At 69.4% G+C, this 13066-nt stretch carries 15 protein-coding genes; 6 read left to right on the top strand and 9 right to left on the bottom strand.

Annotation, left to right across the window (positions count from 1 at the left end):
- Positions 1-20: 20 nt before the first annotated feature.
- The gene (locus AB8619_RS00820; RefSeq protein WP_436794572.1) at positions 21-1406 is read right to left on the bottom strand and encodes a hypothetical protein; all 1386 of its coding nucleotides are present in this window, start codon (positions 1404-1406) and stop codon (positions 21-23) included.
- 45 nt (positions 1407-1451) lie between these two features.
- Positions 1452-2366, bottom strand: coding sequence for a hypothetical protein (locus tag AB8619_RS00815; RefSeq protein ID WP_436794571.1), 915 nt, complete (start codon positions 2364-2366; stop codon positions 1452-1454).
- 25 nt (positions 2367-2391) lie between these two features.
- On the opposite strand from AB8619_RS00815, the gene AB8619_RS00810 reads away from it, so the two are divergent.
- From AB8619_RS00810 to AB8619_RS00800, 3 genes are all read left to right on the top strand, one after another.
- Entirely contained in the window at positions 2392-3972 is a 1581-nt protein-coding gene (locus tag AB8619_RS00810; RefSeq protein WP_436794570.1) for a 2Fe-2S iron-sulfur cluster-binding protein, read from the top strand.
- Between the two features lie 175 nt (positions 3973-4147).
- Entirely contained in the window at positions 4148-4504 is a 357-nt protein-coding gene (locus AB8619_RS00805; protein WP_436794569.1) for a RidA family protein, read from the top strand.
- A 17-nt stretch (positions 4505-4521) separates the two neighbouring features.
- Positions 4522-4680 (top strand): hypothetical protein, encoded by a 159-nt coding sequence (locus AB8619_RS00800; protein ID WP_436794568.1) that lies wholly within the window; start codon positions 4522-4524, stop codon positions 4678-4680.
- Between the two features lie 80 nt (positions 4681-4760).
- Here AB8619_RS00800 and AB8619_RS00795 read toward each other — a convergent pair whose 3' ends face one another.
- Positions 4761-5441: a winged helix-turn-helix domain-containing protein gene (locus AB8619_RS00795; protein WP_436794567.1), complete on the bottom strand. Its 681-nt coding sequence runs from the start codon at positions 5439-5441 to the stop codon at positions 4761-4763.
- Positions 5442-5454: 13 nt separating this feature from the next.
- Positions 5455-6822 carry a type I glutamate--ammonia ligase gene (gene glnA / locus AB8619_RS00790; RefSeq protein WP_436794566.1) on the bottom strand — a complete coding sequence of 456 codons (1368 nt, stop codon included), beginning with the start codon at positions 6820-6822 and terminating at the stop codon, positions 5455-5457.
- Between the two features lie 184 nt (positions 6823-7006).
- Here glnA and glnII point away from each other — a divergent pair, with 184 nt between their 5' ends.
- Positions 7007-8005: a glutamine synthetase GlnII gene (gene glnII / locus AB8619_RS00785; protein ID WP_436794565.1), complete on the top strand. Its 999-nt coding sequence runs from the start codon at positions 7007-7009 to the stop codon at positions 8003-8005.
- A gap of 85 nt (positions 8006-8090) precedes the next feature.
- Here glnII and AB8619_RS00780 read toward each other — a convergent pair whose 3' ends face one another.
- Positions 8091-8570, bottom strand: coding sequence for a hypothetical protein (locus tag AB8619_RS00780; RefSeq protein WP_436794564.1), 480 nt, complete (start codon positions 8568-8570; stop codon positions 8091-8093).
- Positions 8571-8689: 119 nt separating this feature from the next.
- On the opposite strand from AB8619_RS00780, the gene AB8619_RS00775 reads away from it, so the two are divergent.
- On the top strand, positions 8690-9061 hold the full coding sequence (locus tag AB8619_RS00775) for a hypothetical protein (protein ID WP_436794563.1): 372 nt from the start codon (positions 8690-8692) through the stop codon (positions 9059-9061).
- A gap of 121 nt (positions 9062-9182) precedes the next feature.
- Positions 9183-9527 carry a hypothetical protein gene (locus AB8619_RS00770; protein ID WP_436794562.1) on the top strand — a complete coding sequence of 115 codons (345 nt, stop codon included), beginning with the start codon at positions 9183-9185 and terminating at the stop codon, positions 9525-9527.
- A gap of 21 nt (positions 9528-9548) precedes the next feature.
- Here AB8619_RS00770 and AB8619_RS00765 read toward each other — a convergent pair whose 3' ends face one another.
- The 4 genes from AB8619_RS00765 to AB8619_RS00750 are packed head-to-tail and all read right to left on the bottom strand — an operon-like array spanning position 9549 to position 13021.
- Complete coding sequence (locus AB8619_RS00765; RefSeq protein WP_436794561.1) at positions 9549-10610, bottom strand: ABC transporter ATP-binding protein; 1062 nt, start codon at positions 10608-10610, stop codon at positions 9549-9551.
- On the bottom strand, positions 10610-11401 hold the full coding sequence (locus AB8619_RS00760; RefSeq protein ID WP_436794560.1) for an ABC transporter permease: 792 nt from the start codon (positions 11399-11401) through the stop codon (positions 10610-10612). The genes AB8619_RS00765 and AB8619_RS00760 overlap by 1 nt, the downstream gene beginning before the upstream one ends.
- Positions 11398-12141 (bottom strand): molybdate ABC transporter substrate-binding protein, encoded by a 744-nt coding sequence (gene modA / locus AB8619_RS00755; protein WP_436794559.1) that lies wholly within the window; start codon positions 12139-12141, stop codon positions 11398-11400. The genes AB8619_RS00760 and modA overlap by 4 nt, the downstream gene beginning before the upstream one ends.
- 46 nt (positions 12142-12187) lie before the next feature.
- Positions 12188-13021, bottom strand: a complete 834-nt coding sequence (locus tag AB8619_RS00750; protein WP_436794558.1) for a sulfite exporter TauE/SafE family protein — start codon at positions 13019-13021, stop codon at positions 12188-12190.
- Between the last annotated feature and the right edge of the window lie 45 nt (positions 13022-13066).

Raw genomic sequence — 13066 nt, 5'->3', positions numbered from 1 at the left:
CCCCAGGCTCTCGGCGACGGTCAGTCGGCCGAGGCCACCACGACGAAGCGGACGTCGTCCGGAAGTTGCGCCGTCTCGGCGCGGAACTGATCCTCGCTGATCGAATTGTCGGCATCGGCGACCACGACGGCCCGGAACACTGCGCCGGCTGCCGATCGCAGTTCGTCGTCCGATCGCCCACCGGCCAGTCGCTCGAGCAGTGCCCGCTCGTCGTCGGTCAACGCGCCGACGGAGAACATCGGGACCGAGATCTCGGTGATGCCCTCGGCCTCGAGCGCGTCGATGCCGGCGATCGCATCGTCCGGCGACGGCACCGGTCGGTCGAGCGCCCACCACGCCAGCTTCCACTGGGCCCGGAGGCGCCGACCGTGGGCGGCAGCGGCGCGGACCGAGGGCAGTTCGGCAACGATCGCGTCGTCGACGCCGTACTGGGCATCGCGGGCCTGCACCACCGACTCGACCTCGTCGACGTCTGCGTCCGGGCCGACGAGCGACCGCCAGGACGCCTCGGCGTAGGCGAGACGGTCGTCGGCCTCGGCCAGCACCCGGCGGGCCGCGAGGAGCTCACCGTGGGACGTGTCGCCATCGTCCACCAGGAGACCGGCGCCGCCGTACGCGTGGTCGGTGAGACGAGTGACGTTGGCGAGATTGCGACTGGCCAACTCCTCGTCGTACGCACTGTCGCGCTGACGCACCACGAGGACGACGACCCAGCACACGGCGACCCCGGGAATGGCGAGTGCGAGCGGGCTGCCCGTGAGCAGGAGCACCAGGACACCGATCGTCAGCGCAGCGGCGACGACGACCGCCGCCCAGCGGATCTCCTCGCGATCGGTGAGGCGCCATCCGGCGAACGCTCGTGGCGCCTTGGCGTCCTCGCTGGGTCCGTCGAGCGCTGCGTCGCCGGTCGCACCAGGGGCCTCGGCGACATCCGCGCGGGCTTCGGCCTCGGCGTCCAAGCGGTCGACCTCGGCCTGGCACTCGACGATCTTCGAGCGGGCAGCGATGACGTCGGCGGCGGCGTCGCGGATCGACGTCGGGTGCACGGCGAGTCCGCTGGCCGCACCCGCTCTGTCACTCGCGTCTCGACGGGCGGAGGCGACCAGTTCGTCGCTGGCCTCGATCCGATGCACGAGTGAGCGGAGATCGCGGACCTCCACGACGACCTGCCGCTCGACCGGGGTCGAATCGGACCGGGCACGGAGCTCCAGAGCTGCATGGGCTCCGACTCGTTCGGCGAGCGCACGCTGTCGCTCCCGAACCACATCGACGAACGCAGCGTCGCCCTCGACCAGCTCTGCGTCGAGACGGTCCGAAAGCTCGATGGCGACGGTCGTGACGTCGTCGACGTGGACGATCGTCGATCCCACGCTGCCTGCGAGGCTGTCGATCAGTTCCTCAGACATGAGCTCCGATTCCGACTTGACCGATTTCTCCGGCTGTCCGGAACCTCAGACTACGGCGTCATCCAGACTCGAACGCATGTCAGAGGCGTCGAAGATGTAATCCAGCCGATCGCGCACGACGCCGTCGGCGCCGACCACATAGAAGACCGGTTCGTACGGAAGGCCCAGATCGCGCACGACGGGAGCGAAGTCCTCGATGACCGGCGGCACCTGATTCTTCGACGGATCGGTGTACACCTCGGCGTGGAGGAACGTGATGTCCGGATAGTCGGCGACCACGTCGAGCATGACGTCGAGCACCGGACCGCAGATCACGGTCTGACAGAACGCCGGCGTCGCCACGAGCAGTGCCATCGGACCGTTGCCCACCACGTCGGCCACGGTGTGGTCGTGCAGCGTGCACGCTGGCTCGCGGGTGCAGAGCGGGGTGACGCCGAGTGGGTCGGCGACTGTCGGTGTCACGAGTGCCGGCATGACGTCGCCGGGCCCGACTCGATCGGCGATCTCGGGCGCATCGGGTTCGATGATCTGGAACTGACTGATCACCTCGGACCCCTCGACGTCCATCGTGAAGTCGTAGAAGCCGGGGCTGGCGGGGGTGAACTCGAACGCGTAGTACGGCCGTGGTAGTCCGTCGGTCCGGAGCACCGCGGTCAGGCCCTCGGCCACGACGTCGCCGTCGGGGTTCTTGACCGACAGCGTCACGTTCCCGGGCAACACCTCGGTGGGGAGGAGTCCGGCGCTGTCGGAGAGCCCGAAGGGGATGCGGGCCATCTCGCCGGCGGCGAAGTACGGGCCGAAGAATCGCACCACCGAAAGGTCGTTGGGGTCGAGCGACACATCGGTGCCATCGGCGGAGGTCGGGCCGTCGCCCGAACCGGAGCCGGAGCTGCATGCGGCCAACACGGTGGTGGCCGCAGCGCCGAGGAGGAAGTGGCGGCGGGGCAATCGGTTGCTCATCGGGGCCGACCGTAGTGTGGCGGGCATGGCCACCGACATCGGCGACAACCCACAGACCGGGGTCCCCGCCGGCGGTCGGACACCCCTCGTCGTCGACGGCGTCGCGGTCGACGTGCCCGACGACATCACCCTCCTCGAAGCGTTGCGCGAGCACCTCGGCGAGATCGGCCCGAAGGACGGATGCAGCCCGCAGGGGCAGTGCGGCTGTTGCACGGTGCTCGTCGACGGCGCTCCCCGCGTGGCGTGCGTGACACCGGTGCGCCGGGTCCGCGGTCGCGCGATCACCACCGCGGGGGCGCTCCCCGATGCCGACACGTGGGCGCAGGCGTTCTGCGACACGGGGGCGTCGCAGTGCGGGTTCTGCACGCCGGGCATCATCTGTCGCCTCGCCGGGCTCCGGACCAAGAAGCCCGATGCCGGCCACGACGAGGTCGAGCAGGCGCTGCTCGCCCACGTGTGCCGATGCACCGGATGGCGGACGATCCTCGACGCATGGGACGCCTTCGGCATTCCGAGCGCGGAGCGCGACCTCGACGCTGCCTCGCGCCGGGCCGAACTCGAGGGTGGCGGACCCCAGACGGTCGCTCCGGCCGTGGCGCTCGGTCACGGGGGTTTCGCTGACGACACCGCCCCGCGTGATGCCCTCGTCGCGGTGTTGGACCCTGCGGGTGCCTGGACCCTCGGCGAGAGCGTCGACGCTGCCCGTCGGGCCGCCGGAAAGGTGCAGGGCCGCCGCACGACGGCCGAGGGCGAACCCCCGATCGACGTCCCCGACGGCGACTGGGACGTCGTGCTCCAGACGTCGTGGGTCGAGCCCGGGTATCTCGAGACGGACGCCTCGTGGGCCGAGCCCGGTGGCGAGGCCGCCGACCCGCTCGCCAACGGTGGTGCGTTCGGCGGCAAGGAGTCGTCGTCCGTGCCCGCCGACGCCGTCCGTCTCGCCGACGAACACGGCCACGCGATCCGCGCGCTGTGGAGTCGGGAGGACGTCGTCCGACTCGGGCCGAAACGACCGCCGCTCGCCGCCGGCCTGCGCAGCGACGGCACCGGCGTCGTACGCGTCGCCCGGACACCGGGGATCGTCGACATCATCGGAGCGGTGCTGCCCGACGTCGATGTCGAGGAAGTCGACGTCGCCGGTCCGCCCACCTCCCTCGAACTGCGTGGCGCCGGCTGGGCCGAGGCCACGGCGTTGGCCGCCGCCGTGCGCGGCACGGTCGAACCGGTCACCCAGCCCGATGGTGGAACCGCCTCGGCCAGGATCGGGAGCGACGGTTCGATCCACGTGGCGGTCGACGCCGGCGACCCCCTCGACGAGGTCGTCCTGCGTTCGTACTGCATCGGCGCTGCCCACCAGGCGCTGTCGTGGGTGACGTCCGAGTCGATCGTCGTCGACCCGGAGGGAACGGTCCACGACCTGACCATCCGGTCGTTCGGGATCCTGCGGGCCGTCGACACGCCACCGATCGAGATCGACGTCGAACCATCGACCGGGCCGGCGCTGCCGGTCAGCGACGCGGTCTTCGCCGCCGTCGCCGCCGCAGTGTGGATCCACCAGGGGCTCCCCGCCCGCTGGCCCACGACCATCCCCCTCCGCACCCCCTGACCCGACCCCAGGCCCCACACCCCCAGCTTCTGGGTGCGCGATCCGCCATCTGGAGTCCCGATCCTGCACCCAGAACGCCAAGGACAGGATTCTGGGTGCGCGATCGGTCACGTGGAGTACCGATCCTGCACCCAGAACCCCGACGGGCCGATTCTGGGTGGGGCAGGATGGGGGCATGAGCACCCCGGTTGGCCCGTACACGCCCGTCGTCCGCTCCGGTGATCTGGTCTTCACCTCCGGCCAGGTCGGCATCGACAACGGTGCACTCGTCACCGGCGGCCTCGAGGCCGAGCTCACCCAGGCGATGGCCAACCTCGAAGCGGTTCTCGCCCAGGAGGGCGCCACCCTCGCCGACATCGTCAAGACCACGGTGTTCCTCACCGACATGGACGACTACGCGGCGATGAACGCCACCTACGTCGCGGCCCTCGGCGACCACCGTCCCGCACGGTCGGCGGTGGCCGTCAAGGCGTTGCCGATCGGGGCCTGCGTCGAGATCGAAGCAATCGCGGTTGCCCCCGCCGATCGCTGATCTGGCACCATGACGCCATGATCGGAGTCGCCATCATCGTCGTCGTCCTGCTGGTCGCGATCCCCGTGGGCGTGTTGATGTCCGGTGGCATCGGTGCCGCCGTCATCGGCTGGGTGCTGCGCACCGACGTCGACAGTCGGAACCAGGACTCCGAACTCCTCGACCTCAACGGCTGACGCAACTCCCCCACCGGATATTGCGTCACTTGCTCAGGACAGGTCTGAGCGGCTGACGAAATTTTGGGGGTGGCGGTGGGTCAGGCCATCCAGCGGGACTGGCCGAAGCGGTAGCCGACGGACCGGACGGTCTGGATCAGACCGGCGTGTTCCTCGCCGAGCTTTGCCCGCAGACGACGTACGTGGACGTCGACCGTCCGGGCGCCGCCGTAGTACTCGTAACCCCAGACCCGTGACAGCAACGTCTCGCGGGTGAACACCTTGCCGGGGTGCGAGGCGAGGAACTTCAACAGCTCGTACTCCATGTAGGTGAGGTCGAGCGGTTTCCCGGAGATCGCTGCCTGGTAGGTCTCGAGGTTCAGCGCGAGCTCGCCGTACTCGACCAGTTCGGGGCGGGTGCCGCGGCCGGTCTTGTGGAACAGATGCTTGAGGCGAGCGTCGAGCTCGCCCGCCTGGAACGGCAGGACGCAGAAGTCGTCGAAGAGATCTTCGCGGAGGTCGAGGTCGGCGAGCTGTTCGGCCGCGACGATCAACAGCACCGGTTCGAGCGGGATGTCGCCCTTGCGGATCGACCGGCACAGCGCCATGGCGCCCTCGGGATCGGTGACCGCGACCACGACCGCGCCCGGCCAGCCATCGGCCGGTTCGAGGCGATCGACATCGGCTTCGGAGCCGACGCCGATCCACGGGTAGCCACCGAGGTCGAGACCCTGGGACAGGACGGGCGGCGGCGGGTCGGGGAAGACCAGGAGAGGTTCCATTCGGCCGCTCCCCTCACCAGCTCGGGAGATAGCGGGCGACCTCGAACGGGGTCACTTGCGAGCGGTAGTCATCCCACTCGGCCCGCTTGTTGCGGAGGAACCACTCGAAGATGTGCTCCCCCAGGGCTTCGGCGACGAGCTCGGAGTGCTCCATCGCGTCGATGGCCTCCCCGAGCGACGCCGGCAGCGCCTCGATCCCACTCGCCGCACGCTGTGCGTCGGTCATCGCCCAGACGTTGGCCTCGGCCTCGTCGGGGAGCTCGTAGTTCTCGTCGATGCCTTTGAGGCCTGCGGCGAGGACCACGGAGAAGGCGAGGTACGGGTTGCACGCCGGATCGGGGGCCCGGTACTCGAGCCGGGTCGACGTCGACTTGCCCGGCTTGGTGACCGGGACACGCATCAGCGCCGAGCGGTTGTTCCGACCCCACGAGACGTGGACCGGGGCTTCGAACTGCGTCTGGCTGCCGTATCCGGTTCCTTGGATCAGCCGCTTGTACGAGTTGACCAACTGGTTGGTCACCGCGGTGATCTCTCGGGCGTGGTGGAGCACGCCGGCCATGAACGACTTGGCGACCTTGGACAGTTGGTACGGGTCGTCCGGATCGTGGAAGGCGTTGGTGTCGCCCTCGAAGAGCGACACGTGCGTGTGCATGCCCGAGCCCTGCACGCCCTGCAGCGGCTTGGGCATGAACGTCGCGTGGACGCCGGCCTGTTGCGCGATCTCGCGGACCACCAGACGGAACGCCATGACGTTGTCGGCCATCGACAGTGCGTCGGTGTAGCGCAGGTCGATCTCGTGCTGGCTGGGGCTGTCCTCGTGGAACGAGTACTCGACAGGGATGCCGAGCGACTCGAGCATGTGGATCGTCTTCTTGCGGAGGTCGTTGGCGACATCGGCGGTCGTGAGATCGAAGTACGAGCCCGAGTCGAGCGGGACCGGCGCCGACTTCCCGTCGCCGGACTCGAAGTAGAAGTACTCCATCTCGGGGGCGACGTAGAACTGGAAGCCACGGTCGCGGGCGACGGCCAGGTTGCGCTTGAGCACGTGCCGGGGATCGCCGGCGAACGGCGTGCCGTCGAGGTTGGAGATGTCGCAGAACATCGCAGCCGACGAGTTCCGGTCGTCGCCGGGTGGGCCCCACGGCAGGATCTCGAACGTCGCCGGATCGGGCAGGGCGAGGACGTCGGACTCCTGGATGCGGCTGAACCCGTCGATGGCCGACCCGTCGAAGTGCATGCCTTCGGCGAAGGCCGACTCGAGCTCGGCCGGTGAGATGGCGAACGACTTCAACTGCCCCAGCACGTCGGTGAACCAGAGCCGGATGAGCCGGACGCCTCGCTCCTCGACCGTGCGCAGCACGTACTCCCGTTGGCGTTCCATGCGCCGAGCGTACGTTGGTCGCCGCCTCGTGCCTACTGTCGATGACCGTCTCGGCTGCCCGTTCACAAAGCGTTCACACAGCGGAAAAGGTCGGGAAAAGAGCCACGTCTTGACTGGACGTGTCCGCTACCACCGATCCGGTCCACATGCCGGCATCGACCATCCCACGAGAGGCACCGAGCACGTGAAGATCAAGGCTGAATACATCTGGATCGACGGGACCGAGCCCACAGCGCTGCTGCGGTCCAAGACCAAGATCATGGACGCCGGCGAAGATCCCGGCATCTGGGGCTTCGACGGCTCCTCGACCAACCAGGCCGAGGGCCACCAGTCCGACTGCGTCCTCAAGCCGGTCTTCACCTGCCCGGACCCGATCCGCGGCGGCGACAACATCCTCGTGCTCAACGAGGTGCTGAACATCGACATGACCCCGCACCCCACGAACACCCGTGCGGCCACGGCGGCGCTCGCCGAGAAGTACGCCGCCAACGACATGTGGTTCGGCATGGAGCAGGAGTACACGTTCCTCGACGACGGACACCCGCTCGGCTGGCCGCGCGGCGGCTTCCCCGGCCCCCAGGGCCCGTACTACTGCGGCGTCGGCGCCGACGAGGTGTACGGCCGTGACATCGTCGAAGCCCACATGGACGCCTGCCTCACCGCCGGCCTGAAGCTCTCGGGCATCAACGCCGAGGTCATGATGGGCCAGTGGGAGTACCAGATCGGCCCCGCCGGTGTCGTCGAGGTCGGCGACCACATGTGGATCGCCCGCTGGCTGCTCTACCGCATCGCCGAGGACTTCGACGTCGCTGCCACCATCGACCCGAAGCCCATGCCGGGCGACTGGAACGGTGCCGGCTGCCACACCAACTTCTCGACCAAGTCGATGCGTGAGAGCTACGACGCGTGCATCGCTGCGGCCGAGGTCCTGGGCAAGCACCACGAGGAGCACATCAAGGCCTATGGCCCCGGCGTCGAGCGCCGCCTCACCGGGATGCACGAGACCGCACCGTGGACCGAGTACTCGTACGGCGTCTCCAACCGTGGCGCCTCGGTCCGCATCCCGTGGCAGGTCGAGGTCGACCAGAAGGGCTACATCGAGGATCGTCGCCCGAACGCCAACATGGACCCCTACGTGGTCGCTGCGCTCATCACCGACGCGGTCTGCGCCGCCGAAGGCTGATCCGCCTCGTCAGCGACGCTGACGAGATCTGCAGAGAGCCCGGGGCCATCGGTCCCGGGCTCTCGTCGTTCTCCGTGCGGCAGATCTAGGGGAGCTTCGACTCCAGCGCTCGGGCGACCGCTTCGAGGTCGTCGTCCGGCACGTTCCCGGCGCTGCTCGAGACCGACCCGGTCCACTCGCCCGACAGGAACGTCACCATGCCGTCGTCGGCGAAGGCCTCGTCGCCGAGTCCGTCGATGGCGACCGGGTCCGTCCTCGCCGGCGAGTCGATGCCGCCGTAGTACTTCTCGCCGAAGCGAGCGGTGGCGAGCACGCGGAGGTCGCCCGAGTCGCTCGTGTAGGAACATCCCACGGGATCGGTCCCACCGCTCGGAGTGGTCATCGTCTCGGCGATCACGTCCGTCCCGAGCGCGTCGCCGACCACGTCGGCGGTGAGCACCTCGCAGGTCACGACAGCCGCACTGTCTCCGTCGCCGGACGATCCGGACGATGCGTCGTCGTCCCCGCCGCCACACGCGGCCAGGACGAGCACCGCACCCATCGCGAGCACTCCACGTCGTCGCATCGCCGATCCCCTCGCATCGCCGGTTCCGTGGATTCCGACAGTACGGCAGAACGGCGCTCGCGTGTCCAGGATGAGGCGTCCCGACGCACAGACCCTTCCGTCGATGGCACGATGGAGTCGTGCGCAGGTGGGCCGTGGGCGTGGTCATCGTGCTGGCCGTCGTGGTCGGCGTGATCGTGTGGAGCGCCGAGCGTGGCGGCGACGAGTGGATCTCGCGGCCGTGGACCACGGCGGCGGTCTCCGACGACGGCCTCGAACTCACGGTGTGGGTGGAGAAGCCCGGCGACCCTGCGTGCGAGGTCTTCGATCACCTCGACGTCGATCGAAGCGAGCGGACCGCCGTCGTCAGCGCCATCTATCGACGGACCGATCAGGACACCTGCATCGTCCCGTGCCCACTGGAGGACGAAGCCCACACCGTCACGCTCGACGAGCCGCTCGGCGACCTCGACATCGTCCACTCGCCCGACGCCGTCGACAGCTGCCGCTGAACATCCCCGGCCGACGAGCCCGCACACGAATCGAGCCAACGGCCGCCGTCGGCGAAGCGGCCGAAGACCTGACTCGCCACCATCGACGCCCTCGACGAGCCGGGCGGCTGGAATGGACCTCGTGCCCACCGACTCCGACTCGATCGACTGGTCGCCGACCACGGCCCAGAAGGTGGGCGCCGGCGTGGGGCTCGTCATCGGATTGCTCTCGCTGGCGCAGGACGATCTGCCGGCCTGGGTACGCGTCGCGTTCCCTGTCGCCTATGCCGTCGCGTGTGCGGTGATCCCGCGGATGCGTGGGGTCGTCCGGTATCGCCGTACTCGTCAGTTCGCTGCGCATCAGGTGGCGATGGCCGTGATCGCGGCCGGGTGGTTGGCCGCGGACTCGGTGCCGAGCGCGACCTTCAACGGCGCGTGGTTCGTGTCTGCTGGGCTCTGGTGGCTGCTCGAACGAGCGGATTCGTGACGATCGAAAGGTCGAGCGCGGTCAGGTCTCGTACACCGTGATGTCGACGGCCTTCACGCTCACCCACAACTCCTGACCCGGAGCGAGCGAGAGGCTGGTCGCCGAAGCAGTGGTCACCTCGGCGGTCACGGGGATGTCGCCACCGAGCGTTACCCGGAGGCGGTCACGATCGGACTCGAGGTCGACGATCGGTGCGCGCCACACATTGCGCGGGCTCCCGGCCGGGCGTTCGAGATGCAGGGCGAGCGCCTGGGGACGGATCGCCACCGCCACCTCGGCGCCGGGCTGAGCGTCGGAGCCGACGACGATGAGCGAACCGCCACTCGAGAGCGCCACCGTCTGGTCGTCCGCCAACCGACCTCGGAGGAGGTTGATGCCGACCAGGTCGGCGACGTAGGCCGTGGCGGGTCGGGCCGTGACCTCTGCCGGCGTGCCGACCTGGGTGACCCGGCCGTGTTCGACGATGACGAGACGGTCGGCGAGGACCAGCGCGTCGATCGGGTCGTGGGTGACCAGGATGCGCACACCGTCGAACGTGCCGAGGTGCCGTCGCAACTCGGCACGGACTCGCACTCGGGTGCTGGCATCGAGCGCGGCCAGCGGTTCGTCGAGCAGCAACAGCCGAGGTTTCGTGGCGAGCGCGCGAGCGAGGGCGACCCGTTGGGCCTGGCCACCGGACAACGACGAGGGACGTGCATCGGCGACGTCGGCGATGTCGAACCGCTCGAGCCAGCGCCCGGCCTCGGCAGCTGCGGCACGCCGGTCCATGCCGTGCGCACGGAGTCCGAAGGCGACGTTGTCGCGCGCACTCATCCGCGGAAAGAGCAGATGGTCCTGGAACACGACACCGACCGGCCGGTCGCCGGTCTCGACGAAGGTGCCGTCGGTCGGGTCGTCGAGCACCCGATCGGCGACGACGATCCGGCCGCCCTCGATCGGGAGGAGCCCGGCGAGCGCGCGGACGAGCGTGGTCTTTCCCGCCCCGTTGGGGCCGAGGAGGGCGACCGTCTCTCCGGAATCGGCGACGAGTGAGACCCCGAGGTCGAGGTCGCCGATCCGCAGTTCGATCGAGGCGTCGAGCATCACCGCAGCCACCGGTCGCGAAGCGGGATGAGGACGGCGAGCGAGACGGCGATCAACAGCAACGACAGGGCGATGGCTGCCTCCCGGTCGGACTCGAGCGCGAGGAACACGGCCAGCGGCATGGTCTGCGTCCGCCCCTGGAGGTTCCCGGCGAAGGTCACGGTGGCGCCGAACTCTCCCAACGCTCGGGCCCAGCAGAGCACCGCACCGGCGACGACCGCCGGGGCGACGTTCGGCAGCGTGATGCGGCGGAAGATCGTCCATCGGCCGGCACCGAGCGTGGCCGCCGCGTCCTCGAACCGCTCGTCAGCCGACCGCAGTCCCGACTCGACCGTCAGGACCAGGAACGGCATCGCCACGAAGGTGTTGGCCGCGATCACACCCCAGATCGAGAACGGGAGCACGAAGTCGGTCCGGTCGTACAGCGGACCGCCGACGACTCCACGCCGACCGAACGCGAACAGCAGCGCGGCACCGCCCACGACCGGGGGGAGCACCATCGGCAGGGTGACCAGGGCCCGTACGAGCGACCGGCCAGGGAACGACGTGCGGGCGAGCATCCAGGCCAACGGCACCCCGAAGACGAGCGACAACCCGGTGGCAGCGAGCGCACTCACGACGCTCAACCGGAGTGCATCGGTCACCACCGGCTCGGCGATGATCGAGCCGAGGTCGCTCCACGGCGCACGCTGCGCGAGCGCGAGCAGCGGCACCACCAGGAACGCGAGACCGACCGCGGCGAAGGGAATCAGGATCCGGGGCGCACGGTTGCGGCGGGGAGCGTTGGTCATGGACGCTCGAACCCCCGCGCACGGAGGATGGCCTGACCCTCGGGTCCGAGCACGAACGCCACGAACAGCGCCGCCTCACCGGTTCCGTCGCCGATCGCTGCGATCGGATAGGTCGTCACGACATTGTCGGCCGACGAGAGCTCGATCCCCTCGACGCGGTCTCCGGCCGCCAGCACGTCGGTCACGTAGACGATCGCTGCGTCGAGCTCACCGGCCTCGACCTTCGTGAGCAACGCTCGGACGTCGGGCTCCTCGGTGTCGGGTGATGGTGCGATCCCTGCAGCTGCGAGCACGGCTCGACTGAGTTCCCCACACGGGACCTCCGGCGCGCACAACCCGAGGACGAGACCCTCGTCGGCGAAGTCGTCGAGGCCTCGGATGCCTGCCGGGTTGCCGGACGGGACGACGATTCGGAGCCGGTTGCTCGCGAACGGCTCGGGCACCTCGACCGCGCCGGCAGCGACGAGTACCTCCATGTTCGACTCGTCGGCCGATGCGAAGACGTCGGCTGGAGCGCCCTGGAGGATCTGCTCACGGAGCGACGACGACCCGGCGAAGTTCATCGTGACCGAGACGTCGGGATGTGCGTCCTCGAACGCCTTCTCGATGTCGACGAAAGCGTCGGCGAGCGATGCCGCTGCGAACACTGTGACGTTCGAAGTGTCGTCCGACCCGGACCCGCATCCGGCACCAGCGACGAGCGCGCCCGCCACGGTCAGGATCGCCACCACGCGTCGCACGCGGCGAAGGTACCGCCCGAATCCGATCGGCGGTGCTTCTGCGGCGTCAGCCGGCCAGCGCGAACGCGGCCTGCACGGCGGTGTAGACCGCCACGGCGACCAGCAATCCGGCGAACCAACGCAGGATCGTCTTCGCCGGGAGTCGGTCGGCGGCCCGCACCCCGGTACCGACGCCGACGAGCGCGGCGACCGTGAACGGCACCGCGACCCCCCATTCGACGGCACCGACCCCGCCACGAGCGAGGAGTGCAGTCGCTGCGTTCACGGTGATCACCAGCAACGACGTGCCGACCGCCTCGGACATGGTGAATCCCAGGGCGAGGGTCAGCGCGGGAACGATCACGAACCCGCCACCCACGCCGAAGAGCCCGGTGAGGAAGCCGACACCGCTGCCGGCGGCGAGGGTCACGAGGAGTCGTCGCGGCGTCATGGTCCGAGGCTTCGTGAGGACGGAACCGGTGTCGGCGGCATCGTCGGCCGCAGCGAGGACCTCGGTCTCGCCCTCCCGGGTGCAGCTCGGGCAGCGAGTCAGCATCCGCCAGGCCGCGAGGAGGACGAGGCCCGCGAAGCCGAGCAGGAGGAGGTCGCCGTCGACACGGCGATTGAGTGCGGTGCCGAGGAACGAACCTCCGATGCCGACCAGTCCGAACAGCAGACCAGGTGCCACCCGGACTCGTCCGGCGCGCCAGTGACCGGCCAGCCCGAACACCGACGCCCCCGCGACGACGAGCAGCGAGGTGGTCGTCGCGTCGCTCGGCGTCTGGCCGGCGACGTAGACGAGGACGGGCACGGCGAGGATCGAACCACCACCGCCCAGGGCGCCCAGCGCGAACCCGACGAGGAAGCCGAGCGGCGATGCGAAGAGCGCTCTCGTGTTCATGGTCCGTCCTTGGTGTTCGATACCCCGGGTGGTATTTCCACAGTA

Origin of the sequence: Actinospongiicola halichondriae, from assembly GCF_049103745.1 — a bacterium.
GTDB lineage: Bacteria > Actinomycetota > Acidimicrobiia > Acidimicrobiales > Salinilacustritrichaceae > Salinilacustrithrix > Salinilacustrithrix halichondriae.
Note: the sequence above shows the minus strand (reverse complement) of the source record. Positions and strands in the feature narration are given on the sequence as shown.